The sequence below is a fragment of the uncultured Roseibium sp. genome, from assembly GCF_963675095.2.
GTDB lineage: Bacteria > Pseudomonadota > Alphaproteobacteria > Rhizobiales > Stappiaceae > Roseibium.
Map to the genome: position 1 here is coordinate 1 of NZ_CAXXSJ010000030.1, position 24,047 is coordinate 24,047.

Genomic DNA, 24,047 nt, shown 5'->3' on the forward strand with positions numbered 1-24,047 from the left:
CCCATACCGGCTACTTCACTTCGAACGCGGCCGAGGAATTCGCCGATCATCTGGTCCTGTCGACACCGACACCGCTTCAAAAGGTGTACCTGGTGGGAAGCGGCTCCGAAGCTGTCGAGACGGCCATCAAGCTGGCGCGCCAATATCATCTGGAACGCGGAGAGACATCGAGAGAGCTGGTGATCTCGAGGCACCAGAGCTACCATGGCAATACGTTGGGCGCGCTCTCGGTCGGAGGTAATGTCTCGCGCCCGCAGGCCCTACGGCCCGCTCCTGCTGGATGAGCCGAAGATCGATCCTTGCTTTGCCTACCGCTACCGGCAGGACGGTGAAACCCCCGAAGCTACGCCCTGCGGGCGGCCGGGCTCCTTGAAGAAAAGATCCTGGAACTCGGGCCTGAAAACGTGGTCGCCTTTCTGGCGGAAACCGTCGTCGGGGCCACCGCCGGTGCAGTGCCTGCGGAAGTCGGCTATTTCAGAAAAATCCGGGAGATATGTGACCGCTCACGAAGTCCTCCTCATCTTGGATGAGGTGATGTGCGGCACCGGCAGGACCGGCAGCTTTCTGGCTTGCGAACAGGAAGGCATCGTTCCCGATATCGTGACGCTCGCCAAGGGGCTCGGCGGTGGCTACCAGCCGATTGCCGCCGTGATGTGTACCGAGGATATCTTCCGGACCATCGCGAATGGCAGCGGCAGTTTTGTTCACGGCCATACTTATTCCGCGCATCCGGTCGCCTGTGCCGCGGCGCTCGCGGTTCAAAAGATCATCCGTGCGGACGATCTGCTGGCCAATGTCGGTGCCCGTGGTGCCCAGATGCGTGACCCGGCTTCAGGCGCGGTTCGGCAACCATCCCCATGTCGGCGACGTGCGCGGGCGCGGTCTTCTCCAGGCGATCGAACTGGTCGAGCATCGAGATACCAAGACCCCGTTTTCGCCCGAGAGACGGCTTGGTGCGGAAGTCAAGAAGACGGCCATGGCCTTGGGCCTTTTGGTGTATCCCGGCAGCGGAACGATCGACGGTGTTTCAGGCGATCACATCCTGCTGGCGCCGCCCTACAATGCGGATGCCGAGACACATCGATCTGATTATCGAGATGCTCGGAGAAGCGGTGGATTCGGTCTTGAAGCCGACCTGAGAGATGCCTTGAGACTTGGAATATGAACAGTATGAGAATCCTCTGATTGGGTGAGCCCGGCCGGAAGTCCTCGAGAGCCTCTTCGGCTTCCTCCGTCTTGGCATCTGAGAGAGGTGAAAGTCGCCGCTCAAGCGGAGATGGCAATGCGCGCGAATTCGTTCGGAGTGAATAGCCCCTAGATTTGTAGACGCCTTCTTCCCTAAAGAGGGAGTCGGAGTGCATTTTGTGGGGAGGTTTCAAATACTCAGGTCGAAAATGGCTGAAAACTGCGGATTTGGAAATTTCAACAGCACGGTGTTTTACACCTAGATCCACCCTTCATCGGCGCTTACATCAGCCCTTACTACAGTGCCATATCGACAATTTCGTCGAGAAAATTTTAAGGTCCAATGCAGATATGGAGGACGGGGGTATGCCCCCCCTCCTGGGGGATGTTGACGCATTGGAAACATGCCAATTTTATTGACCCCTACCTCGATCAGGGAGGCGAAGCACCATGATTATCAATAGCTTGTTCCGGCGTTCACAGTGGGTATGCGTGTGAAAAGAGGGATCAGGTGAAATAAACGAGGATGGAGAGAGCAGCCGATCATACCAAATCCAAACAAAGCCAACGCACCATAGATCAGGACGTTCGCCAATATCCCTCGAATGCCGACTATTTTTTCGTGCTTATCACCGATGGTCTTCAAATCATCATGCACATACGGTTTGATTGTAAATCTCCGGAGTTCTGAGCCCAACTCCTCTGCGAGTTGATGTATCATACCGTAGCCGATCGCCATTGAGAGCAAACTCATTCCGCTACAAAATAGAATGATTTTTGCTGCCAGTTTGACGTGAAAGGTTGGGTCAGATATCTGGCCAGAGAGAACTGCTACCGCAGTAATCATAGCAGCGCCATTGACCAGTAGGAGACCCTTCCACGCGAACCATCGAAGAGACATTTTGAAGGTTGTCGAAATGCTTCGCCCAGAAATCGGCTAAATTCTCAAGCTGTACTTTTTTGTTCTCCATGAGGTCGAGATAGTACTCATGAAGGATTTTTGCATTGTGCCAATCGGCTTCCCAATCAAAGTCTTCTGGTTTTGTCTTTTTTTCAAATATCTCTTTCCGCTCAAATTCAATATCGTATTGTAGAGCTTTAAACTCCTCCTCTAGAGCGTAGCCCTTTTCCCAATTTTCGATAACTTTCCTCCACCTGCGTTCGATTTCCTTATGAAAGGATTTGTCATCCGGAGGAGGAGGTGATTTGTCCGTCATAACACGCCAATCGTTTAATGATGCCCTCGAGCGTTGAACACCGACTATGCAAATAGTCATAGGTCATTTCCTAGGCGTCAATACTTTACAAACGTGCTCTATTGCCAAAGGCATAATGGGATTTGTTTCTGCCGTAGCTCAGGGGGAGAGCTTCGCCATAGCGTAGCTATGTGCACTCGCTTGAGGGAGAGGTGTGAACGAGAGTGTGAATCGGGCCTTGATTTGTGAACAGATCCAAGGTTAGGATTCTTGCTAAGTCTTTGAAAAGATGGTGCTGCCGGAGAGATTTGAACTCTCGACCTCTCCCTTACCAAGGGAGTGCTCTACCCCTGAGCTACGGCAGCATCCGGCGGGAAGGTATGTGGGGCAGGGGCCCCGGTCCCGCGGGTTTCTCGTGGGGTCCTGTCAGGTCCGGCGGCTGGCCGGGTTTTCTTCAGGAAATTGAGAAACCGATGCTTGTTCCGGTGGGCAAGTGCCTGCCGGAATGCGAGGGCTTTTGCCACAGTTGGCGTGTGGGCGCAAGCGCTATCGGAACGTTTTTTTGCAAAGCCTGTCAAAGTTTTCGATGGCAGGTCCTGTCACCCCTTGGCGGGCGCTGTTCGGCAGGATAAATCGGAGACCTGACCGCCTTGCAAGAAGACACAAGCCTGTGGAAAGACGGACGTGAGAGGTGGCAATCGGATATGAGGGGCGGGATCATTTCGGCTATGGACAGCGGCAAGGACGGGAAGGTCCCGGGAGACAAAGTTCAAGGCGGCAAAGCGGCGGACGATGGGGCTGCGGACAGCGCCGGCTTCTCCGCGAAGACGGCAGTATCCGCGGGCGGGGCAAAGACTCAATCCCGCGAGGACCGGCTCGCTGAAGCCCTGCGGGCAAACTTGCGCCGGCGGAAATCGGCGGCCAAGGGGCGCAAGGCGGAAGACTGACCGGAGGCCGTGAAGGCGCGGCTGACGCTGCCCTGCCGGTAAGGATATCTGGCAAAATGGCGTGATTTGCCGCGGGAATGGCAAGAAATGGACCCCTTGCCGCCTTGCATGGGCCACATGTAGCGTATAGACGACGGGATCGCTTTTGAGATTGGTCAAGGAATTTCCCGGGATTTTCCGGAAAATGATGGGATCGGCACGCTTTATTGTCGGGGTGGGAACATGGACAGCATCAAGGTCGTCGGGGGCAATGAGCTCAAGGGCGTGATCCCGATTTCGGGGGCGAAGAATGCCGCCCTGCCGCTGATGATCGCGTCCCTTTTGACCGATAACACGCTGACATTGACCAACGTGCCGCGCCTGCGCGACGTCGCCCAGCTGACGCAGATCCTGATGAACCACGGCGTCGACTATTCGGTCAACGGCAAGCGGCCCGGCCAGGACGACCTGGAAGGCCAGACGGTTCACCTGACCGCCCGCGACATCGTCGACACCACCGCGCCTTATGAACTCGTCTCCAAGATGCGGGCGAGCTTCTGGGTCATCGGCCCGCTGGTCGCACGCATGCACGAGGCTCGCGTGTCGCTGCCCGGCGGCTGCGCCATCGGTACCCGTCCGGTCGACTTCTTCATCGAAGGCCTGGCAAAGCTCGGCGCGGATATCGACATTGACGCCGGCTACGTGGTCGTCAAGGCGCCCGGCGGCCTGAAGGGCAACCGGGTGGAATTTCCGAAGGTCTCTGTCGGCGCGACCCATACCATCATGATGGCCGCGACCCTTGCCAAGGGCGAGACCGAAATCGTCAACGCCGCCTGCGAACCGGAAGTGGCCGATCTCGCCGCCTGCCTGACCGCCATGGGCGCGAAGATCGAAGGCGCCGGCACGCCGGTGATCCGCATCCAGGGCGTCGACCGCCTGCATGGCGCCCATCACGCCGTGGTGGCCGACCGGATCGAGACCGGCACCTATGCCATGGCGGTCGCCATGACCGGTGGCGAGGTGCTGCTGCGCGGCACGCGGGCGAACCTTCTTGAAACCGCGCTCGATACTTTGCGCGAGGCCGGAACCGAGATCACCGAGACGCCGGAAGGCCTCAAGGTCTATCGCAACGGCAATGGCATCCAGCCGGTCGATGTCACCACCGCGCCGTTCCCGGGCTTCCCGACCGATCTGCAGGCCCAGTTCATGGCGCTGATGACCAAGGCCGGCGGCCGGAGCCGGATTACCGAGACCATTTTTGAAAACCGCTTCATGCACGTTCAGGAACTGGCTCGCTTGGGCGCCCAGATCCACATCGACGGCAACACGGCGATCGTCGACGGCGTTTCCACCCTGCGCGGCGCGCCGGTAATGGCGACCGACCTGCGCGCCTCCGTGTCCCTGGTCATCGCCGGCCTTGCGGCCGAAGGCGAAACCACGGTCAACCGCGTCTATCACCTGGACCGCGGTTTTGAGCGCCTGGAAGACAAGCTCACCCGCTGCGGCGCGCAGATCGAGCGAATCTCCGGCTAACTCCGGGAAGAGACAATGTCGGCGCAATCGATCCGGTTTCTGGTTCAGGCGGGCTTCGGCACCGTCGGCGTGCTCGTCATCGTCTTTGGCGGCTGGCCCTGGGGCGTGGTGATCGGCACGGCCCTGATTATTTTCGGCCTCTGGCTCGGCGGCCGTATTTTCAAGCGCATCGCGACGCTGGACGAGATCAAGGCGGATCTGCGCCAGCGCGTCGACGAGGGGCCTTGAACCGTCCCTGAAGCGTGTCGCCTTATTGAGGCGGTCGCTGCCTGTCGATCACTTCTCCCCGCGAGGTGAAGGAAGACCCGGGTCCGCCCGCGGCACCCGACATGATTGCCTCGACGATCGGGCTGAGCGCCGGCGCGGACGAATGCCAGGTCACCACGAAATTCGCGCCGATGCCGCCGGAGACGTCGTTGACCGGGATCAGGAAGGCGGTGGAGGCAAAGGGCGCCAATTCCACCGGCGTTTCGATCAGGTCGCGGAGTTTTTTCCCGGTCTCGTCATAGTAGCCCGCCGTCTCGACCGTAATCGTCGTCTCCGGATCCACGTTGTGGATGGCAAGTGTTGACGCCAGCAGCTCAGACTTGTTCGGATAGGTCTGGATCCGGGAATAGGCAGGCACATAGAGGGTTTCCCCGAGCGCACGTGACAGCGGCTCCGCCCGGACCGGCTCTGGGGCGGCAAGGATCAGCAGGGCTATGAGACAGCCGGGCAGAATCGAAGGCATTCGAAACGTCATGGCGGGATGGCCTTTCTGCGGAATCGCGGTTTGCGAGTCGGATCGGGGTTCAGATTATCATCCGCAAATGGAGTTGGGTGCGCAATTTCTCTCGGTGCGCCGGGGGAAAGCCATGGGGACCGCCATCCAGTGGAAACCGTTTGGCGGATTGCCAAATTGTCCATTCCCGTTTAGGTCAACGGCTAAGAAGGGTGAGCCGGAGAGGTGTGTCCGGCTTGCACGTTGAATCGACGGACGCGGGTGTGATTTGACTGCCATGGATCAGCTGAAGCTTGCAGCACTGGACGCGGAGGACCTTGAGGTTCTGTCCGCCCATCTTCAGGACGCGGTTCTGACCGTCGGCGATATTCGCTATCTGCCGAAGGAGCGCAAGGCGATTTTCGTGGTCAACCGGTTCGTCTGGGACAAGGCCGCCGACAAGCGCTCCGGCGAGCATGAGCGACGCCGCGCCGCATTGGCAGTGACCCAGGTCTCCGCCATGAAGGCCACCCGGATCCGCCAGGACGCCAAGGGCGCCGTTTTGGAATTGCTGGCGGTGACCTTCGAGGAAGGCGACGCGCCGGCGGGCCGGATCAAACTGGAGTTTGCCGGCGGCGGGACGGTTCTGCTGGAGGTCGACTGCATCGAGGCTCAGCTTGGTGACTTGGGCGCCGCCTGGTCGACGCCGAACCGGCCGGCCCACGACCTGGACTGAATGGAAATTTTAAGGGCGCAACCGAGTGCGCCCGCTTGGAAGGAGCGTGACGGGTGGCGATACGTCTGTCGAACAAGGACGCCGATTTTGAAACCCGCTTTGCCGAATTGCTCGCCGGCAAGCGTGAAGTCTCCGAGGATGTCGACCAGATCGTGCGCGACATTCTGGAAGATGTGCGCAAGCGCGGCGACGCGGCCGTGGTGGACTACACCAATCGGTTCGACCGCCTGGAGGCTTCGAGCCTTGCCGATCTCAAGGTAACGGAAGTCGAAATCGAGGAAGCGCTCTCGCAAGTGCCCGAGGCGACCATCGAGGCGCTGAAATTGGCGCGCGAACGGATCCACTCCCATCACGCCCGCCAGATGCCCAAGGACGATCGCTACACCGATCCGATCGGTGTCGAACTCGGCTCGCGCTGGACGGCTGTCGAGGCGGCCGGGATCTATGTACCCGGCGGCACCGCGTCCTATCCGAGTTCCGTTCTGATGAACGCCGTGCCGGCGCTCGTTGCCGGCGTGGAACGCATCGCCATGGTGGTGCCGAGCCCGGACGGGATCCTCAACCCGCAGGTCCTGGCGGCTGCAAAGATTGCCGGCGTCACCGAAATCTACAAGATCGGTGGGGCCCAGGCCGTGGCAGCCCTTGCTTACGGCACGGAAACGATCGCCCCGGTGAGCAAGATCGTCGGCCCGGGCAATGCCTTTGTCGCCGCCGCCAAGCGGCGGGTGTTTGGCACGGTCGGCATCGACATGATCGCCGGTCCGTCGGAAGTGCTGGTGGTGGCCGATGCCGAGAACGACCCGGACTGGCTCGCGGCCGATCTTCTGGCCCAGGCCGAACACGATGCGGTCGCCCAGTCGATCCTGATCACCGACAGCAAGGAGCTGGCTGCGGGCGTGGAAAAGGCGGTGGAACGCCAGCTCGCCACCCTGCCGCGGGCGGAGGTCGCCGGTACCAGCTGGCGCGATTTCGGGGCGGTGATCGTGGTCGACACGCTTGAAAACGCCATGCCGCTCGTCAACCGGATCGCCGCGGAACACCTGGAACTGGCCGTCGCCGATCCGGATGCCATGCTCGACAAGGTCCGCAACGCAGGTGCTGTCTTCCTCGGGCGCTATACGCCGGAAGCGATCGGCGACTATGTGGGCGGATCCAACCATGTTTTGCCGACCGCCCGCTCCGCGCGTTTCTCATCGGGGCTTTCCGTGCTTGACTTCGTCAAGCGGACGTCGATCCTGAAATGCGACGTGGACAGTCTCCGGGCACTCGGCCCGGCAGCGATCACGTTGGGTGAGGCGGAGGGCCTGAGCGGTCACGCCCGCTCGGTTGCAATCAGGCTTAATCTTTAACGAGACCGGTCTTTTAACAGGACCGGGCTTTAAAAGGACAGGTGCGGCATGGACGAGGCGCACGGCGAGAATACCGAACCGGCCGGCGGCAGGCTCGTCGACGTCGTGCTCGACGAGGCCTCGATTGCCCGCTCCACGCCGGACGTGGAGCACGATCGGGCCGTCGCCATCTACGACCTGATTGAGGAAAACAGCTTTCAGCCGGTGGGCCAGCCGCCGGCGAATTACGTGCTCCGCCTGTCTGTCATCGAAAAGAAACTCGTGTTCCAGATCAGCCGGGAGGACGGAGCCGAGGTCGTCACCCATGTCTTGTCGCTGACGCCGCTTCGGAAGATCGTCAAGGATTACGACCTGATCTGCCAGAGCTATTATGAGGCGATCCGCCATGCGACGCCGAGCCAGATCGAAGCCATCGACATGGGCCGGCGCGGCGTGCACAACGAGGGCTCCACGATCCTGATGGAACGGCTGGAGGGTAAGGTCGATGTCGATATGACGACGGCTCGCCGCCTCTTTACCCTCGTCTACGCCCTGCACTGGAAAGGATGACAAGGTGACCGGGCCGGGCGGCCGTCCGACTGCGGTTCTTTATGCCTGCGGCATGAATGCCGTGCGCTCGCCCATGGCCGCGGGCATCACCCGCTTCCTGTTTCCCAACCAGATTTATGTGCGTTCCGCCGGTGTCCGGCAGGGCGAACTGGATCCCTTCGTCGACGCGGTGATGGCGGAAATCGGCGTCGACACCAGCCGGCATCAGCCCAAGACCTTCGAGGAACTGGACGAATCCGGCTTCGACCTGATCGTGACCCTGGCGCCCGAAGCCCACCACAAGGCGCTGGACATGACCCGCACGGAGGCCGTTGATGTGGAATACTGGCCGACGCTGGATCCGACCCTTGCCACCGGCAGCCGGGAGCAGATCCTGGACGCCTACAGGGCCGTGCGCGATCAGCTTATGACACGCATCAAAAAGCGGCTCGACTGGGCGCCGCCACCCAGCGGATGAGGTCCCTTAATTGGTGCCCGACCTTCAGGCGGACCCGATTGTGCCTGAATCGCACAGCTTTATGCGAAAAGCGGTAGAAAGAACGGTTTCCTTTCGTGACGCTATCCGTTAGGTTCGCCGCTCATCAGAAAGCCTAATCAGGATACCCTATGGCCAAGGAAGAAGCTCTCGAGTTTCCGGGCGTGGTGACGGAACTGCTGCCCAACGCGACTTTTCGCGTGAAACTGGAAAATGACCACGAAATTATCGCCCACACTGCCGGGCGCATGCGCAAGAACCGTATTCGCGTTCTTGCGGGCGACAAGGTTCTGGTCGAAATGACCCCTTACGATCTGACCAAGGGGCGGATCACCTACCGCTTCAAGTAGGGTTTCAAGGCGATTGACGCCGGCAGGAAAGCACAGAGCGCCATGACTACGGTTTCCTCCCTGATCCTGGCATCCGCCTCGCCGCGCCGCCTTGCGCTGCTGCAGCAGATCGGAATCGAGCCGGATCACCTGATGCCGGCGGACATCGACGAAACGCCCCACAAGCTCGAAACGCCGCGCGCCCATGCGGTGCGCCTCGCCCGGGAAAAGGCGGCGGCCGCGCGCGCCGTGGCCGATGCCTCCGACGAATTGCGTCCGGCTCTGGTTCTGGCTGCCGACACGGTGGTCGCGGTTGGACGGCGGATCCTGCCGAAGACCGAACTCACCGACCAGGCCTATGCCTGCCTGTCCCTGCTCTCGGGCCGCGGGCATCGTGTGTTCACGGCAATCGCCGTTGCCGGCGAGGGCGGAAAGGTCCGCTCCAAACTCGTCGAGACGCGGGTTCGTTTCAAGAAGCTGTCCCGGCAGGACATCAATGACTACGTCGCCTCCGGCGAATGGCGCGGCAAGGCGGGCGGCTATGCCATCCAGGGCCTTGCCGGCAGTTTCGTCGTCAAGCTGATCGGCTCCTACTCGGCCGTCGTCGGCCTGCCGCTGGTGGAAACCTCCGGCCTGCTTGCATCGGCCGGTTATCCGATCCACAAAAGCTGGACGACCGCCGCCACCGCCTGACAGCGGCAGGGCGGCCTTATCTGACCTGAATAAGACGGAGAGGCGACATGGCAAAGTCTCCGAAAAACGCGGACCGCCGCATGCGACCCTGTCCGATCTGCTCCAAGCTGTCGACGCCGGAGCACTACCCCTTCTGCTCCGACCGCTGCGCCAAGGTGGACCTGAACCGGTGGTTCTCGGAAGGCTACACCATTCCGGTCGTGGAAACGGACGACCTGGAAGACCGGGAAGACCGGGAAGACTGACTGCTTTCTGTCGCGTGGTCGGGGGGCAAGTCCTGCATCGCCCGTTTCCGATGACTGCGATCCGATAACAAGTTCAGCTGGAAGCATGCGTGAGGTGTTGGTGTGGAACCGAACGGGATACGTGCAGAGTTTCAGCGTCATGGGCGGCTCTGGTTTCGCGGCAAACTGAAATCCCAAGAACTTGCCGTTCTCGATGAGGCAGCGAACCTGGACCTCAAAGCCGGGGAACGCGTCGAACCTCGGCCCGAGATCGTGGATATCCTGTCGAGGGACAGTGGTCTCGCCCACATCATGAGCCTGTTTGGCAAATCGCTTGTCCCCGTACGCATCGTTGGCTTCAACAAGACCCAAAAGAACAATTGGAGCGTACCCTGGCACCAGGATCGCATCATCTCCGTCGCCGAGCGCCATGATCTTTCCGGTTTCGGGAACTGGTCCAGGAAATCCGGGATCTGGCACTGCGAACCGCCCGAGGCGATCCTCAATCAGATGTTCTTTGTCCGTGTGCATCTTGATGACACGAGCGCCGACGATGGTGCGATGCGGATCGCGGTTGGTAGTCACAAAGAAGGAGTGATCCCTGCGGACGCGGCCCGTTCGATTTCCGAAACCTACCCGCTTGAAGAATGCCAAGCCAGGCGGGGGGATGTGCTCGTTCTGAAAATGCTCACGCTTCACGCCTCGCAACCATCGCGAAGCGAGAACAAGCGGCGTGTGTTCCGGGTAGACTATGCGCCAATCGATCTGCTGCCTGCACCTCTCGTTTGGCACGGGCTCTGTTCGGAATCTGATTAAAGGACTGTTTGGTGGCAATTTTCAGCGAGCAGCATCCCGCCCGGACATTTTGCCGGCTTAATTGATTAAAAAATATTCTTGCCGTGAAAAAAATTTCACGATCATAATGACACGTGACGGCGTTACCCATCTGGTTTCAGGCCTGCGGGGACATCCGCAGGGCGTGCATGGGCTCCGGCCGCAGGCGATATTCCCGAATTTCAGAGGCGAGGTACAGATGAACAAGTTTCTATTCGGCGCGGCAGCGCTGGCCATGACCACCGCGCTTTCCAGTGCGGCTTTGGCCGATTATTCCCTGACGATCCTGCACACGAACGATTTTCACAGCCGGGTCGAGCCGATCAACAAATATGATTCCGGCTGCAGCGAAGAAGACAACGCCGAGGGCAAATGCTTCGGCGGGTACGCGCGCCTTGATACGCTGATCAATGAGCGCCGGGCGGCGTCCAACAACTCCGTCCTGCTGGATGGCGGCGACCAGTTCCAGGGTTCCTTGTTCTATACCTATTACAAGGGCAAGGTCGCGGCCGAGATGATGAACCGGCTCGCCTACGACGCCATGACCGTCGGCAACCACGAATTCGACGACGGCCCGGAAGTGTTGCGCGGCTTCATGGATGCGGTCGAGTTTCCGGTGCTCATGTCGAACGCGGATGTGTCGAAGGAACCGAAACTCGCCGACGTTCTCATGCCCTCGACCGTGATCGAGCGGGGCGGGGAGAAGATCGGCCTGATCGGCCTGACGCCGGAAGATACGGGCGAACTGTCGAGCCCGGGCAAGACCATCGACTTTACCGATCCGGCCGCGGCGGTGAAGGCACAGATCGCAAAGCTTGAGGCCGAAGGCGTCAACAAGATCATCGTCCTGAGCCACTCCGGTTATGACGTCGACCAGAAGATCGCGGCGGCGGTCTCCGGCATCGATGTGATCGTCGGCGGCCATTCCCACACGTATCTTTCCAATGTCTCGGACAAGGCGAAGGGGCCCTATCCGACCTGGGTGGAAGGCCCGGACGGCCACAAGACCGCCATCGTTCAGGCCGCCTCCTACGGCAAGTTTCTCGGCGAATTGCAGGTGACCTTCGATGACAACGGTGTCGTCACAGAGGCAGTCGGCGAGCCGATCATCTCCGACGGCAAGGTCGCCGAGAATGCCGACGTGAAGGCCCGCATCAAGGAACTGGCCGAGCCGCTAGAGGAAATCCGCCAGGAGGTTGTGGCAGATGCCAAGGCTGTCATCGACGGCGACCGCAACAGCTGCCGGGCGGGCGAGTGCCAGATGGGCAATCTCGTCGCTGATGCCATGCTCGACCGCGTCAAGGACCAGGGTATTCAGATCGCGATCCAGAACGGCGGCGGCCTGCGGGCTTCCATCGACGCCGGACAGGTCACCATGGGCGAGGTCCTGACGGTTCTGCCCTTCCAGAACACCGTTGCCACCTTCCAGCTGAAGGGCGCCGATGTGCTGGGCGCACTTGAAAACGGCGTAGGCCAGGTCGAGGAAGGGGCTGGCCGTTTCCCGCAGATCTCCGGGTTGAAATTCACCTGGACCAAATCCAAGCCGGCGGGCGAGCGTATCGTTTCCGCCGAGGTCATGGAAAACGGCGCCTGGACGCCTATCGACCCCGATAAGGTCTATGGCGTCGTTACCAACAATTACATGCGTGGCGGTGGAGACGGTTACAAGATCTTCGCCTCCGCGGGCATGAATGCCTACGACTACGGCCCCAACTTGGAGGACGTCGTTGCCGCCTATCTTGGCGAGGCCAACGGCTATACGCCCTATACGGATGGCCGAATCACGGAGGAATAGGCCGGTCGGTCCGATTCCGAAAGAAATGAGAGGCGTGCCGGACGACGGCGCGCCTCTTTTATTGTTCGAGCGGGCCAAAGGTGGCGGTTGAGTAAAATTTGTGCAGTTGACTTCTGAGGTCAGGGGGGCGGAGAGAAATTATTTCTCGACATGTCCGAAACGGATGCGTAGAAAAAGAGAAATAAATTTTTATTAACATTTTGACGCCGCGGCGGAAGACGCAGCGTGAAATTGAGATTTTGGAGCGCGACCTTGGGGGCAAGCCGCCTTACTCCTCTATTACGGAAGAATGTGCGGTCTTTGGCCGCGGCGCTGTTTTTCGTCGCTGGTCTGAGCGCCACGTCCGTACTTGCACAGACCGCTTCTCCTGGCACCTCGCCGTTGCAGGCGCAACTTGCCGCGCGGCAGCAGGAACTCCTGCAGGTCATGCTGCAAAGGCCGGACGATCTGGATACCGCGTTCGAATACGCAACCATATCCGCTCAGCTTGGCGATTATGAAGCCGCGATTTCCACTTTTGAGCGCATGCTGGTCTATGCCCCCGGCTTGCCGCGCGTGGAGCTTGAACTCGGTGTGCTCTATTTCCGGCTCGGTTCGCTGGACGCCGCCCGTTATTATTTCGAAGCGGCTTTGAATGCCCCGAACGTGCCTCCGGAAGTCGAACAGAAGGTAAGCGTCTATTTAGCGGCTATCGACAACCGTGAGGATCCGGCCAAGTTCGCGGCATCGATCGCTCTTGGTGTGCGCTATCAGTCGAATGCGAACGCCGGACCGGGCGGACGACGCGTGGTCTTGAACGGCACGCCGTTTCTGTTGAGCGAGACGTCGACCGGCCAGTCCGATGTGAATGCATTTATCGCGGGCCGGATCCATGGGGCTTATGATCTTGGAACCCAGGGTGACCTGCTGGAGGGCGATCTGCTTCTCTACGGAGCGCGTTACTATGATCAGGTCAGGCTTGATTCCGGCATTGCCGAACTGACGCTCGGTCCGTCTTTCAATATGGAACGTTTCAACATCGACGATACGCGTGTCGGCATATACGGCATTCTCGCCGGTGTCAGGCTCAACCATGATGGTTATTCAGGGTCGTTGGGCCTGGGATCGCGCTTTGTCACCGAGGTTTCGCCAGCGACCAGGCTGACGGGGAAAGCTGAATTCCGGCGGCGGTGGTACAATGACACCGTGGAGTATCCGACCGTGTCGGATCGCAGCGGATATGTTCTCCTGGGCGAACTTGTCCTGTATCACCAGATATCCAGGTCCTTTCTTTTGCGATCCCAGGTATTCGGCGATTTCGAAGAGGCGAAGAAAAACTGGAATCAGAGTTGGGAAGCGGGCTTTTCCGTTGGCGGTACATACAAATTCGCGTCGATGGTCAAGTCGCTGCCGGACCCCTGGTCGATCGACATGGAAACCGGGTTTGCCTACCGCGATTTCGACAGCCCCGATCCGATCATCAGCACGACCAAGACCGAGTTTGATTACGAGGGCTGGGTGCGGGGTGTATTCTCCGTGCCGTTGCGGGAAAAGTACACGGTTAACCTGACGGGCGAAGTGCGGCGGCAGTATTCGAATTACGACCTGAGCACCTATACCAACGCCTCTGCCATGGTGAACGTGGTCAGAAAATTTTGAGAAGCGGGAGGTTTCGATGAGAAAAGTCTCCAGTCCCCTAACGCGTAGCCGCCGGCTCGGCGGCGTCGGCACGCTCTTGTCGGCCGCTGCCGTCTTATGGATGCCGGCGATGTCCGCTTCTGCTGTCGAAGTTGGCGTTGCCGCTGCGGTCAACAGGGCCGCCTTCGGAACGCCGCCGGGTGGAAACAGGACCACCAAGGTTCTCGGCGACAACGTGATTTACAACGAGCGCATCGAAACCGCCACAGGCGGGCTGGTTCAGGTGTTGCTGGTCGACGGATCGACCTTTACCGTCGGCGCCAATTCCGATCTTGTCATCGATGAATTCGTCTATGATCCGAACGCGGGTACCGGAAAGCTGGTTGCCTCCTTCAGCAAGGGCGTTGCGCGTTTCGTCGGCGGCAAGCTCAGCAAGAACCGGGGCGGGGTGACGGTCAAGACGCCGGTGGGAACGATCGGGATCCGGGGCGGCATCGCGAATCTCAATCTCTCCGGCAACAATCCGACGTTCTCGCTGCTGTTCGGCAAGGAGCTTAACTTCCTGGGCACCAACGGCCAGAATTTGCGTGTCTACGAAAGCGGCTACACCCTGAACGTCAATCAGCTCGGCGCGGCCAGCATCCGCCGCACGACTCAGGAGGATCTGGGGCAGGTTCAGAGCGCCATGACCAGCCGCAACGGTCAGCGTGGCGGCGCAAGCAGATCTCCGACCGATGACAGTGTCGTCGGGTCAGGATTTGTGAGCAGCAATTCGGGACTCGGCTTTATCAATACCTTGCCGCGGCCGAAGCCTGAGGTGATTCTGAGCACGAAATTTTCCGATGTGGACGATACGCTCATCAACATAAACCAGGTGAATACGGAAATTGTCGAGCAGGAAGTCGAGACATCTGAAACGACATACGAGACCGAAAATGTGCGGGTCCTGCGGGCCGGAACCACATATTCGCCGTCCTTCAACAGCTCACTGATTATCAGCAATCCTGGGAACCAGGGACTGATCGGCGGGCCTTCCGGTACGGACATGACGTCCGCGTTTAAAAGAGGAACGATTTTTAGCGGTAATTCCAAGGCCCTCTATATCGGGTCGGTCGGCGGCGATCCGGTCTATATTTTTGCCCCGCAGAACAATGGGCAGAAATTTTTCTCTCAGGTGAGCACGGACCAGGGATACGTCTTCGAGTCTTCTTCTTCCTCTTATGTTCCCGCTGTTCCTCTGCTCAATGGCACTTCATACGGCAATGCCAAGACAAATGCGCAAGGCGCGCTGGTGACAGGGGATCAGTTCGCCGCTGCGGCCTATTTCCTGGCCACGGGGCAGATAGGGACCAGCAACCCGACCTTCAATTACGGCGGACAGGACGTGATTTACCTGCTGTATGGCGTCGGGACGAATTTCTCCTCGTTCGGAAATGCCAGCGATCCGCTTAAGGTCCGGTCCTACAAACTCTATTCCGATCCGCTGACTATGTTCCAGCTCGGGACGAGCAACTCCGACGGCAGTTTCCAGCCGGTGACGACCAACGCCTTGTTCGTCAACCCGCTCGTGGCACAGGATCTCGGCGCAAGCTTCATGTCGAATGTATCGTCCACCGGCCTGTTGATGATCGAGGACAGCCCGACGACGCTCGACAATGCCAAGTTCCTGGCATCTTCATTCCGGATCGAAGGAACCGGGTCTGCCCAGAAGTCATTGATTTCCTTAGGGATAGGTATCATCGACGAGGACAATGGTCAGCTGCAGACCGCCTTCGGCCGTCGCGGCAGCCATCGAACGAACACCACTCAGAGTTCCGCCGTTTATGGCGGGGCCGTCGGCACCGAGGCCGGACCCGATGGTGGCCATTTCTTCGGCTCCAACGCCCAGAACTTCCTCCTTTCCGGCGAGGTGGAAAACGCCGATGCCTACAGCGACAGCTACCTGAACCGGCCGAGTGGCACATCGTCGGCCGATACAATCAGCAACACGGTTCACCCGGCCGAATTGCAAACCGAGTATAACGTGAGCAGTCTCTCCCGAACCTCGCGAACGCTTTACGGCTATGGCGCGGGTATGGTCGAGTCGTCGGAAAATACGGAACCGGTTCCCTTCAGCAGTTCGAAACCGGACGAGGTGATGGTGACTTTCAACGCCGGCAACAATTCCCTGCTGGCGACGCTGTCGATAACCGACCGGCAGGGCCAGGACACGAATGTCGGCGGCTTCAAGTTCAAGTTCGGAACGGAGACCGACGGAACCGGTTCTGCCCGATCGGTCTTCATCGACGACGACAACTATGCCGCCCGCGATTCCAAAACGCGGACCGACACCTTAGCCACCCTGATCGGCGACCTGGGAGGCGCGACGGTACCGCATGTCGCCAATGACAACGTCAACAGTTACATCGTTCCGAACACGCTGGTGGGCGACGCGGACAATGCGATCATGTCCGGTGTCAACGAATGCACCTGTGCGTTCCTGGAGTGGGGCTACTGGGGGACGAAAGGCAAGTTCCAGAACGCGAACTTCAGCGGTGGCGAACGCACCGACTATGTTCACCTGGGAACCTGGGTTGCCGGTAGTATGACGAACTCCGCCGACTTGCCGACGACCGGATCGGCGACCTACGCCGGACACGCGGTCGGCAACGTCGTAAGCGGATCGGACCAATACCTTGCCGCCGGTAATTTCAACATGTCCCTGGATTTTCAATACCGCACCGGGACGGCGTCCATCTCGAACTTCGACGGCAAGAATTTCAGCGCCACTCTGAACGAGACGACAGTGAGCAGCGGAAACCTGTTCAACGGCGCGGTCACCGGGGCCTTTAGCGGGGAAATCAACACGTCGGTCGTCGCCGGTCCGTCGACCAACCACGACGGTGTGATCGGCAGTTTCAACGTCACCGAAGGCAGTACCTGGAAAGCGACAGGCATCGTTGCCGGTCAGTTGCAGTGAGCCATGTCGGCTCGCTAGGCTAAGGTCCTGAAAACGAAGAGGTATCGGAGCCAAGCGGGGCAGGCGGCAGAAAGTGCGGAAAGCCGATCTGTCCTTGTTGAAAAACTTTGCCGGGGCGCTGGACAAGGCCCGGTCGAGCCTCTATAAGACCCGAGCTTTCAGCGCTCGGACGGCTTCGCCGCCAGGCGCGCCAGGCCCGGATAGCTCAGTTGGTAGAGCAGCGGATTGAAAATCCGCGTGTCGGTGGTTCGAATCCGCCTCCGGGCACCACTCCTTCCTAAAAAATCAATCGGATTGGCGATTTTACCTTGGCTCTCATCGTGTCGCAGACACTTCGCAGAGCCGCAGTCCCATTGTTGTCCTGTCTCTGCCATGCCCCGGGTTTAGGAGCTGTCCATTATTTTCTGATAATTGCAGAAACGGACCGCCGGAAGCCGGTGATCCGTGAGGATATTTTTGGGCATTTCACGGCGCGCGGGAAGGTGCCATGTTGAGGTGGGGTCTGACGACATGACCGTCCTGATCACCGGCGGAGCCGGGTATATAGGCTCCCATTGCTGCGTGGCGTTTCTTGCCGCGGGGCACGATATCGTGGTGCTCGACAATCTGAGCACGTCCAGGATGGAAAGCCTGCAGAGGGTCGGAGAGATTTCCGGCAGGAAGATCGCTTTCGAGCAGGCCGATGTCCGCGATCAGGCCGCGGTGGAAGACATTCTGCGCCGCTATGGCTGCGACAGCGTGGTTCATTTCGCCGGCAGCAAGGTACCGCGGGAGTCCATCGACCGGCCGCTGGACTATTACGACAACAACGTCGTCGGCACGCAGAGGCTCCTATCGGCCATGGCCGCCGCCGGCGTTCACCGGCTGATCTTTTCATCCACGGCAGCCGTTTATGGCCAGCCGCAGTTCTTCCCCGTCACCGAAGACCATCCGCTGTCGCCGGGTCATCCATACGGACGGACCAAACTGATGGTGGAGGACATGCTGCGCGATGTGGCGGCAAGCGATGACCGCTGGCGCTTCGGCATCCTGCGCTATTTCAACCCGGTCGGCGCCCATCCGAGCGGGTTGATCGGAGAAGATCCCCTCGGCGTTCCGGCCAACCTGATGCCCTTCATCGCCCAGGTGGCGACCGGTCGGCGCGAGTGCCTGCAGATCTTCGGCAACGACTATGACACGCCGGACGGCACCGGTGTGCGCGACTATATCCATGTCATGGACCTGGTCGAGGGCCACCTCAACGCCCATGATACGCTGGAAAGCGCGCCTGCGAACAATCGCTGCTACACGGTCAACCTTGGCACCGGCACCGGCTACAGTGTGTTGCAGATGATCCATGCCTTTGAACGGGCGTCGAACCGGACCATACCTTATGTCATTGCGCCGCGGCGCGACGGCGATGTGGCGGAATGTTACGCCGGCATCGAAAAGGCGGCGGACGTGATCCACTGGCGGGCGAAACGCACCCTGGAAACCATGTGCCACGACACCTGGAACTGGGTCTGCAAAAACCCGAAGGGCTATGAAACCGCCTGAGGGTCTCGTCCTCGCTGACTTGCGTTACGCGAGAAGCTGCCGGGCAATCAGAGTGTCGCTCATCTCGCGCAAGGCGCCCTTTCCGCCGGAAGCCTCAAGCACGATATCGGCCGCGGCCAACGCATCGGCATGGGCATCGGCGGGCGCGAAGGCCAGGCCGCAGGCCGCCATGCAGGCAATGTCGTTGATGTCATTGCCGATATAGGCGATTTCGTCCCATTCCAGGCCGTGGTCTGTGCGCCACGCCTCCAAGGCGGGGAGTTTGTCGTCCACATGGTTCTGGACTGGCATCTTCAGCTTGGCCGCGCGGGTCTTCACCACCGGGTTGGCTTCCTTCGACAGGATCAGCAGGCGGACGCCGCGGTCCCGGAGCCGCTCGATCCCCATGCCGTCCCGGCGGCTGCACATCACCGCTTCCTGGCCGTCCTGGCTGACCAGCACCCGGTCGTCTGTGTGGACGCCGTCGAAGTCGGTCACCACCGCCTTGATCTGGCCCGTCTTCGGCTCCCTGCGTGGTAGCTGAGCCTTATGGGAAGCCAGAAAGGCTTCGGCCATCTCCCAGTCTTCCGGGGTGTCGATCTCGATCGTCGGTGCCGTCACCGGAACCAGAACCGTGCGGCCGCAGAACCGGGTTTGCTCGGCCAGGAACGGATCCACCCGCATGGCATAGATCGCGCCGTTTTCCCGGTAGCGGGGTGCCATGTCCTGCCGGCGTTGCCGCGGCTTGGTGTGATCGTGGGTTACGCCCTTGGCAAATCCGGACCCATCCTCTTGCCAGATGAAGCCGTGATCCTCGACGGCCGAAAAGGCGCTTTCGGCCTCCTTCTGCAGCATCGTGTCGACCACCAGGTCGATATCCACCGAGGTCGTGAACGGCGAGGTGCATTGCAGGAAGACAAGCACATCCGGCAGACCGGCTGGTTCCGCCTTGATATACTCCAGGGCATGCAGCAGGGCGGATTCGGAGCTGGCGGTGGCGCCGCTGATTTCTGCGGGCCGGACGATGGCATGCGCCCCGGCTGCTCGGGCCACTTTCAGGATCTCCGCATCATCGCTGGAAACGAAGACGCGCTCGACCGAGGCCGCATGAAGCGCGGCATCGACGGTGCGGGCAACCAACGGCACGCCGCCGAGAGGGCGGATGTTCTTGCCCGGAAGCCCCTTGGATCCCCCGCGGGCCGGAATGACCGCGATGACCCTCATGTTACGAGACTTGCCGGATCTGTCTGCTCTGCTTTGCTTCCTGCCACTTGAGCTTGTCACGCTGGACCTGCTCCACGTCGAGGAGGTCCTTCTCCTTGTAGCGAAGCGTCTTGGCGACGTTGCGCAGGTCGCGGCACAGGCGGCGCAATCCGTCCGGCTCGAGGCTGGCGGCGTGGTCTGTGCCTTTCCAGGTGCGGTTCAGGGTGAAGTGGCGCTCGATATAGGACAGGACGCCCTGGCCGTAGCGCTGGAAGCCGAGGACACCGGCGGTCATGGCCGCGATATCGGTCGCGATGCCGTGATGGTGGCCGGAAAAGCCGATCGACTTGACCCGGTCGCCGTAGATTTCCTGCAGCCGGTTGATTTCCAGCAGGCAGACATCTTCGAATTCCACCGGATAGCCGGAGGTGCAGGCATAGACCACCAGGTCCTTCGCCCGGCCGCGTTCCTCGTAGAACTCGACCATTTGGGCTATTTCCGCCCGGGTCGTCATGCCCGTGGAGACGTGGATCTCGCCGTCATAGTTGCGGCAGAGATAGTCCTGAAGCTCGAAATGCTGGTTGGTGGCGGACGGGATCTTGATCAGCAGCGGCTGCAGGGCGACGATTTCCTTGGCCGAGGTCAGGTCCCACACGGAGGTGGAATAGTCGATGCCGGCGAGCCGGCACTCTTCCTGCAGTTCCTTGTGCTGGCCTGCGGTGAATTCCAGAAACTCCCGGTGTTCGCCATAGGTGTTGCCGTAGGAATTGTGCGGAACCGGGTGGGGCGTCTCGAATTCGGACCCCGACAGCAGTTCGCGGTTGTTGCGCTTCTGGAACTTGGCCACATGGGCGTGGCAGACATTTGCCGCGACCTGGATCATCTCCTTGGCGATGTCCATGTCGCCCTTGTGATTGCAACCGATTTCGGCAATCACCTTGATTTCGTGAGCCATGGTCTGAAGCCTTTCCCGGCCGCTTGTTCTGGTGACGTCGTGCACAGACGTTCCGCGTCCGTCGGCCGGGTGATCCGAACTCATCGTCGATCGTGACGTGAGCCCGCGAATCGCCCGCATCCCGACACGCAGGTCCCCTAGAATGCCTAAAGACCGGGCAATTCCAAGGCGCTTGCCATGGTTATGCTCAAGAGTTTGCTAGCTATGTCTCGCTGTTTCTACCTGTTTTTGACAGGGGCTACAGCTATACGAACACCCGGGCCAGCGAAGTGACGGCCATGGCGGTGATCGCCCGGCGCGGGCCTTCCAGTGCCCCGTCCTGTTCGGGCAGGATCATGGCGATCCGGTTGAGGTCGGTCGCCTCCATCCGGTCCAGATCGGCAGCCTTGGCGGCCTCTTCCGCGGCAAAGCGGATCGTGTCGAACAGCTTCACCAGCTGCCGCCAGACGTCCAGCGGCGGGCTGTCCGCCGTCTCGCACCAGCGAATAATGTCGCTCGGCTCCGCCTTCAGATAACTGGCGGCTTCTTCCGGTGTCAGTCCGAACAAATCAATGATCGTCTTGAAATTACTCATCGCAGTGATCCGCTGTTGGTCTCTCCGAAACCTCTGGATCGTTCATTTTGCACTGCAATAAGGCGAAATGTCGAGCGGTAAACTGTCGTTGGGTTAATCCGTGGGGATAAACGGGGCGGGGGAGGAAGGGGCTCTCCCGTCATCAACTCTGTTTTGCGAGTCCGTCTCTGAGTTTTGCATTTAGGATGACGATGATCTTTCGCATGACGGCGGATATGGCGACGATCGGTTTCTTACCGTTTTCGACCAGGCGTTGATAGAACTGACGTAAAGGTCCCTTAGCGCGGCTAGCGGCCAGGGCTGCCATGAACAGGGCGGTTCGGACATTCGCCCGCCCGCCGCGCATTTTCCTGTAGCCTTTGAGCGTTCCGCTGTCTCTTGGGTGCGGGGCCACACCGGCCAGGGAGGCGGCCTGCCTGCGGGTGAGGGTTCCCAACTCCGGCATGGTTGCGGCCAGGGCCACGGCCGTGCGCGGCCCGACACCGGGCAAAGATAGACAGATTTGGACCCTCCGCTTGAGGGACTGACAGCAGTCGATCAGTGCGTCGATCTCTTGATCGATACGTTCCAGAGCTCGGGCAAGGCTTCGCAACAAGACCCTGCAGGAGGCCTGGATCACGTCCTCTCCTGGGGCTTTGAGACGGTTGGTCTCCGCCACCTTGAGGTCGATGAGATCCTGACGCCTGGCCACCAAGGCGGTCAGTCTTTTCTGCTCAGCCTGGACGGGAGCGAACAGGGGCAGCGATGCCCACCGCTCCTGGCCGTAGCGAGCCAGCGCCCTGGCATCGATGGCATCGGTCTTGGCAAGCGTGCCGTAGGAGCGCGAAAAGGCTTTGACTTTCAATGTATCGGCCCGGTGACAGGCAATGCCGGCAGCCGTCAGCGCGTCGATAAGCCAGGCCTCGTGACCTCCGGTCGGCTCACAGACCGCCAGGCTGTCGGGCTCGAGGCGGGCAATCAGTTTACGCAAGGAGCTTCGGTTGTTGTCGACCGTGTTCACCTTGCCGGCTGCACTGTCGAACACGGTGATCGTGTCCTTGGCAACATCGAAGCCAACAACACGCACAGGAGCTTGCTGCAAAACCGCCATGACGATGGTATCCTCTGCATGCTTCGGATTGTTTGCGGGCGTGGTTCAGGCCAGAGGCCCAATCAACTCTCCAAGCGGGAAAAGGAAGCGACAGGGAACCTTGATGACTACGGGTGAAAGCCCGATCCCAGCACGGTCGCCTGTCACTGGTCTCCCGGAATTCCGCTCCGGGAGACCAATCCCATCATAACATCGCTCAAAACAAACAATCCCAGACAAGTGAGGCGGAGCCGAACGCTGATCTGGGATCCAGACATCAGCCGCGCGTGAGCGCGTCTTCGATGTTGGCGAGGGCGCGTCTTTGCCACAAACACCTTGTCATTCCAGCGAAGGCTGGAATCCAGTAATCGCAGACCCTTGTTGGTTGAACGGAAAGGCCACGGTGTACTCAATCCCTGCCTGCGCAGGGATGACGACCGAGTCCATTACGAGGTTGTGGCTAACAAGCAGGCCTGTCGGTGGAACCGCTCCTCGGATCGCTCACCCCTCGTGCACGATCTCGCGCGTCTCGCGGAATTTCACGTCCGGGTATTTCTCGCCGATATAGCCGACTTCCCAGGCGTTCTTGAACAGGAACACCGGACGGTCATCGCGGTCCTCGGCGATGGACATGCGGTGGTTCTCGATCATCTTCTGCAGGGTCGCCGGATCGGTCTCGATCCAGCGGGCGGTGGAGTAATTGACCGGCTCGAAGCCGATTTCCGCGCCGTATTCCGCCTTCAGCCGGTCGACGACCACGTCGAGCTGCAGGATGCCGACGACGCCGACGATCCAGTTGGAGCCGATGTCCGGCTTGAAGATCTGCACCAGGCCTTCCTCGGCCAGGTCCTGCAGGCCCTGGCGCATCTGCTTGACCTTCATGGTGTCGCCCAGGCGGACCCGACGCAGGATTTCCGGCGCGAAGGCCGGCAGGCCGGTGACGTGGATGTCTTCGCCTTCCGTCAGCGTGTCGCCGACCCGAAGCTGGCCGTGGTTGGGCACACCGATCACGTCGCCCGGATAGGCGGTCTCGGCGATCTCGCGTTCCTCGGCGAAGAAGAAGATCGGCGCGGTAACGGCGATCACCTTGCCGGCGCGCACGTGCTTCAGCTTCATGCCGCGTTTGAACGTGCCCGAACACAGGCGCACGAAGGCGATCCGGTCCCGGTGCTTGGGATCCATGTTCGCCTGCACCTTGAAGACGAAGCCGGTGACCTTGTCCTCGTCCGGCCGGATGGTCCGCCCGCCGGTGGCCGGCTGGGAGTGCGGGGGAGGGGCGTAGGCCGCGATGAAATCGAGCAGTTCCTCGATGCCGTAGTCGCGCAGGGCCGAGCCGAAGAACACCGGCGTCAGGTGGCCTTCCAGGAAACTCTCCTTGTCGAACTCTGCATAACCTTCCGCGCCCAGTTCGACGTTCTCGGTGAGTTCGTCCATGATCCGGTCGAACACCGTATCCACGAGGATCGGATCCTCGAGGCCGGAAACATCCTTGGTCTGCGCATAGGCGCCCCCGCGCTCGCCGGCGGAGGTGTGGAACTTCTTCTTCTGCCAGTCATAGACGCCAAAGAAGTCGGAACCCATGCCGACCGGCCAGGTCTGCGGGGACACGTCCAGCGCCAGCGCTTCCTGGA

At 60.3% G+C, this 24,047-nt stretch carries 25 protein-coding genes, 2 tRNA genes and 1 pseudogene; 19 read left to right on the plus strand and 9 right to left on the minus strand.

Translation table 11 applies throughout. The features are described 5' to 3' along the window. From ABIN98_RS12055 to ABIN98_RS12065, 3 genes and pseudogenes are all read left to right on the plus strand, one after another. Window positions 1-284, plus strand: a 284-nt coding sequence (locus ABIN98_RS12055) for an aminotransferase class III-fold pyridoxal phosphate-dependent enzyme (protein ID WP_346910270.1), incomplete at its 5' end; no start/stop codon positions are given. 250 nt (window positions 285-534) lie between these two features. Then, window positions 535-762, plus strand: a pseudogene (locus ABIN98_RS12060) (aminotransferase class III-fold pyridoxal phosphate-dependent enzyme); the annotation flags it as partial. Window positions 763-793: 31 nt separating this feature from the next. Beyond that, window positions 794-1,165, plus strand: coding sequence for a hypothetical protein (locus tag ABIN98_RS12065; RefSeq protein WP_346910306.1), 372 nt, complete (start codon window positions 794-796; stop codon window positions 1,163-1,165). A gap of 477 nt (window positions 1,166-1,642) precedes the next feature. Here the strand turns inward: ABIN98_RS12065 and ABIN98_RS12070 are convergent, their stop codons facing one another. The 3 genes from ABIN98_RS12070 to ABIN98_RS12080 all read right to left on the minus strand — a co-directional run bounded on the left by ABIN98_RS12070 (window position 1,643) and on the right by ABIN98_RS12080 (window position 2,746). Then, window positions 1,643-1,924, minus strand: a complete 282-nt coding sequence (locus ABIN98_RS12070) for a hypothetical protein (protein ID WP_346910272.1) — start codon at window positions 1,922-1,924, stop codon at window positions 1,643-1,645. A 67-nt stretch (window positions 1,925-1,991) separates the two neighbouring features. Further along, on the minus strand, window positions 1,992-2,402 hold the full coding sequence (locus ABIN98_RS12075) for a hypothetical protein (RefSeq protein WP_346910273.1): 411 nt from the start codon (window positions 2,400-2,402) through the stop codon (window positions 1,992-1,994). 269 nt (window positions 2,403-2,671) lie between these two features. Next, window positions 2,672-2,746, minus strand: a tRNA-Thr gene (locus ABIN98_RS12080). Between the two features lie 363 nt (window positions 2,747-3,109). Here ABIN98_RS12080 and ABIN98_RS12085 point away from each other — a divergent pair. The 3 genes from ABIN98_RS12085 (at window position 3,110) to ABIN98_RS12095 (ending at window position 5,068) form a co-directional block, all read left to right on the plus strand. Continuing rightward, window positions 3,110-3,328 (plus strand): hypothetical protein, encoded by a 219-nt coding sequence (locus ABIN98_RS12085; protein WP_394701490.1) that lies wholly within the window; start codon window positions 3,110-3,112, stop codon window positions 3,326-3,328. A 222-nt stretch (window positions 3,329-3,550) separates the two neighbouring features. Beyond that, window positions 3,551-4,840: a UDP-N-acetylglucosamine 1-carboxyvinyltransferase gene (murA, locus tag ABIN98_RS12090; RefSeq protein WP_346910276.1), complete on the plus strand. Its 1,290-nt coding sequence runs from the start codon at window positions 3,551-3,553 to the stop codon at window positions 4,838-4,840. A gap of 15 nt (window positions 4,841-4,855) precedes the next feature. Next, window positions 4,856-5,068, plus strand: coding sequence for a hypothetical protein (locus tag ABIN98_RS12095; RefSeq protein WP_346910278.1), 213 nt, complete (start codon window positions 4,856-4,858; stop codon window positions 5,066-5,068). A gap of 22 nt (window positions 5,069-5,090) precedes the next feature. Here ABIN98_RS12095 and ABIN98_RS12100 read toward each other — a convergent pair whose 3' ends face one another. Further along, window positions 5,091-5,570 (minus strand): DUF3124 domain-containing protein, encoded by a 480-nt coding sequence (locus ABIN98_RS12100; protein ID WP_346910279.1) that lies wholly within the window; start codon window positions 5,568-5,570, stop codon window positions 5,091-5,093. Window positions 5,571-5,838: 268 nt separating this feature from the next. Here ABIN98_RS12100 and ABIN98_RS12105 point away from each other — a divergent pair, with 268 nt between their 5' ends. The 13 genes from ABIN98_RS12105 (at window position 5,839) to galE (ending at window position 18,636) form a co-directional block, all read left to right on the plus strand. Further along, window positions 5,839-6,276 carry a DUF2948 family protein gene (locus tag ABIN98_RS12105; protein ID WP_346910280.1) on the plus strand — a complete coding sequence of 146 codons (438 nt, stop codon included), beginning with the start codon at window positions 5,839-5,841 and terminating at the stop codon, window positions 6,274-6,276. Window positions 6,277-6,329: 53 nt separating this feature from the next. Then, window positions 6,330-7,625 carry a histidinol dehydrogenase gene (gene hisD, locus ABIN98_RS12110; protein WP_346910282.1) on the plus strand — a complete coding sequence of 432 codons (1,296 nt, stop codon included), beginning with the start codon at window positions 6,330-6,332 and terminating at the stop codon, window positions 7,623-7,625. Window positions 7,626-7,673: 48 nt separating this feature from the next. Further along, window positions 7,674-8,174, plus strand: a complete 501-nt coding sequence (locus ABIN98_RS12115) for a UPF0262 family protein (RefSeq protein ID WP_346910284.1) — start codon at window positions 7,674-7,676, stop codon at window positions 8,172-8,174. Window positions 8,175-8,226: 52 nt separating this feature from the next. Continuing rightward, a complete protein-coding gene (locus tag ABIN98_RS12120) occupies window positions 8,227-8,631 on the plus strand; it encodes a protein-tyrosine-phosphatase (RefSeq protein WP_346910304.1) in 405 nt (134 codons plus the stop codon). Window positions 8,632-8,780: 149 nt separating this feature from the next. Continuing rightward, entirely contained in the window at window positions 8,781-8,999 is a 219-nt protein-coding gene (gene infA / locus ABIN98_RS12125) for a translation initiation factor IF-1 (RefSeq protein WP_006939340.1), read from the plus strand. A gap of 42 nt (window positions 9,000-9,041) precedes the next feature. Then, a complete protein-coding gene (locus tag ABIN98_RS12130; RefSeq protein ID WP_346910286.1) occupies window positions 9,042-9,671 on the plus strand; it encodes a Maf-like protein in 630 nt (209 codons plus the stop codon). A gap of 47 nt (window positions 9,672-9,718) precedes the next feature. Beyond that, window positions 9,719-9,916, plus strand: a complete 198-nt coding sequence (gene yacG, locus ABIN98_RS12135) for a DNA gyrase inhibitor YacG (RefSeq protein ID WP_346910288.1) — start codon at window positions 9,719-9,721, stop codon at window positions 9,914-9,916. A gap of 102 nt (window positions 9,917-10,018) precedes the next feature. Beyond that, window positions 10,019-10,711: a phytanoyl-CoA dioxygenase family protein gene (locus ABIN98_RS12140; RefSeq protein ID WP_346910290.1), complete on the plus strand. Its 693-nt coding sequence runs from the start codon at window positions 10,019-10,021 to the stop codon at window positions 10,709-10,711. 217 nt (window positions 10,712-10,928) lie between these two features. Further along, window positions 10,929-12,524 (plus strand): bifunctional metallophosphatase/5'-nucleotidase, encoded by a 1,596-nt coding sequence (locus ABIN98_RS12145; RefSeq protein ID WP_346910292.1) that lies wholly within the window; start codon window positions 10,929-10,931, stop codon window positions 12,522-12,524. A 291-nt stretch (window positions 12,525-12,815) separates the two neighbouring features. Beyond that, window positions 12,816-14,162, plus strand: a complete 1,347-nt coding sequence (locus ABIN98_RS12150; protein WP_346910294.1) for a hypothetical protein — start codon at window positions 12,816-12,818, stop codon at window positions 14,160-14,162. A 16-nt stretch (window positions 14,163-14,178) separates the two neighbouring features. Further along, window positions 14,179-17,100 (plus strand): FecR domain-containing protein, encoded by a 2,922-nt coding sequence (locus ABIN98_RS12155; protein WP_346910296.1) that lies wholly within the window; start codon window positions 14,179-14,181, stop codon window positions 17,098-17,100. A 194-nt stretch (window positions 17,101-17,294) separates the two neighbouring features. Then, a tRNA-Phe gene (locus tag ABIN98_RS12160) sits at window positions 17,295-17,370 on the plus strand. A 240-nt stretch (window positions 17,371-17,610) separates the two neighbouring features. Next, a complete protein-coding gene (gene galE, locus ABIN98_RS12165; RefSeq protein WP_346910298.1) occupies window positions 17,611-18,636 on the plus strand; it encodes a UDP-glucose 4-epimerase GalE in 1,026 nt (341 codons plus the stop codon). 24 nt (window positions 18,637-18,660) lie between these two features. On the opposite strand, the gene ABIN98_RS12170 is transcribed toward galE, so the two are convergent. The 5 genes from ABIN98_RS12170 to ABIN98_RS12190 form a co-directional block, all read right to left on the minus strand. Further along, window positions 18,661-19,839 (minus strand): acylneuraminate cytidylyltransferase, encoded by a 1,179-nt coding sequence (locus tag ABIN98_RS12170; protein ID WP_346910300.1) that lies wholly within the window; start codon window positions 19,837-19,839, stop codon window positions 18,661-18,663. A gap of 1 nt (window position 19,840) precedes the next feature. Continuing rightward, window positions 19,841-20,773, minus strand: coding sequence for an N-acetylneuraminate synthase family protein (locus ABIN98_RS12175; RefSeq protein WP_346910301.1), 933 nt, complete (start codon window positions 20,771-20,773; stop codon window positions 19,841-19,843). A gap of 244 nt (window positions 20,774-21,017) precedes the next feature. Beyond that, window positions 21,018-21,347 (minus strand): hypothetical protein, encoded by a 330-nt coding sequence (locus tag ABIN98_RS12180; RefSeq protein WP_346910302.1) that lies wholly within the window; start codon window positions 21,345-21,347, stop codon window positions 21,018-21,020. Between the two features lie 142 nt (window positions 21,348-21,489). Then, a complete protein-coding gene (locus ABIN98_RS12185; protein WP_346908896.1) occupies window positions 21,490-22,437 on the minus strand; it encodes an IS110 family transposase in 948 nt (315 codons plus the stop codon). A 480-nt stretch (window positions 22,438-22,917) separates the two neighbouring features. Further along, on the minus strand, window positions 22,918-24,047 hold a 1,130-nt coding region (locus ABIN98_RS12190), incomplete at its 5' end, for an EF-Tu/IF-2/RF-3 family GTPase (protein ID WP_346910303.1).

Coding starts and splice junctions, on each gene's coding strand:
- ABIN98_RS12095 (WP_346910278.1), top strand. CDS start 4,856: ATGTCGGCGCAATCGATCCGGTTTCTGGTTCAGGCGGGCTTCGGCACC.
- ABIN98_RS12170 (WP_346910300.1), bottom strand. CDS start 19,839: ATGAGGGTCATCGCGGTCATTCCGGCCCGCGGGGGATCCAAGGGGCTT.
- ABIN98_RS12180 (WP_346910302.1), bottom strand. CDS start 21,347: ATGAGTAATTTCAAGACGATCATTGATTTGTTCGGACTGACACCGGAA.
- ABIN98_RS12100 (WP_346910279.1), bottom strand. CDS start 5,570: ATGCCTTCGATTCTGCCCGGCTGTCTCATAGCCCTGCTGATCCTTGCC.
- ABIN98_RS12130 (WP_346910286.1), top strand. CDS start 9,042: ATGACTACGGTTTCCTCCCTGATCCTGGCATCCGCCTCGCCGCGCCGC.
- ABIN98_RS12065 (WP_346910306.1), top strand. CDS start 794: ATGTCGGTGCCCGTGGTGCCCAGATGCGTGACCCGGCTTCAGGCGCGG.
- yacG (WP_346910288.1), top strand. CDS start 9,719: ATGGCAAAGTCTCCGAAAAACGCGGACCGCCGCATGCGACCCTGTCCG.
- ABIN98_RS12115 (WP_346910284.1), top strand. CDS start 7,674: ATGGACGAGGCGCACGGCGAGAATACCGAACCGGCCGGCGGCAGGCTC.
- ABIN98_RS12120 (WP_346910304.1), top strand. CDS start 8,227: ATGAATGCCGTGCGCTCGCCCATGGCCGCGGGCATCACCCGCTTCCTG.
- ABIN98_RS12175 (WP_346910301.1), bottom strand. CDS start 20,773: ATGGCTCACGAAATCAAGGTGATTGCCGAAATCGGTTGCAATCACAAG.
- ABIN98_RS12185 (WP_346908896.1), bottom strand. CDS start 22,437: ATGGCGGTTTTGCAGCAAGCTCCTGTGCGTGTTGTTGGCTTCGATGTT.
- ABIN98_RS12085 (WP_394701490.1), top strand. CDS start 3,110: ATGGACAGCGGCAAGGACGGGAAGGTCCCGGGAGACAAAGTTCAAGGC.
- ABIN98_RS12145 (WP_346910292.1), top strand. CDS start 10,929: ATGAACAAGTTTCTATTCGGCGCGGCAGCGCTGGCCATGACCACCGCG.
- murA (WP_346910276.1), top strand. CDS start 3,551: ATGGACAGCATCAAGGTCGTCGGGGGCAATGAGCTCAAGGGCGTGATC.
- ABIN98_RS12070 (WP_346910272.1), bottom strand. CDS start 1,924: ATGGCGATCGGCTACGGTATGATACATCAACTCGCAGAGGAGTTGGGC.
- infA (WP_006939340.1), top strand. CDS start 8,781: ATGGCCAAGGAAGAAGCTCTCGAGTTTCCGGGCGTGGTGACGGAACTG.
- ABIN98_RS12105 (WP_346910280.1), top strand. CDS start 5,839: ATGGATCAGCTGAAGCTTGCAGCACTGGACGCGGAGGACCTTGAGGTT.
- ABIN98_RS12155 (WP_346910296.1), top strand. CDS start 14,179: ATGAGAAAAGTCTCCAGTCCCCTAACGCGTAGCCGCCGGCTCGGCGGC.
- galE (WP_346910298.1), top strand. CDS start 17,611: ATGACCGTCCTGATCACCGGCGGAGCCGGGTATATAGGCTCCCATTGC.
- ABIN98_RS12075 (WP_346910273.1), bottom strand. CDS start 2,402: ATGACGGACAAATCACCTCCTCCTCCGGATGACAAATCCTTTCATAAG.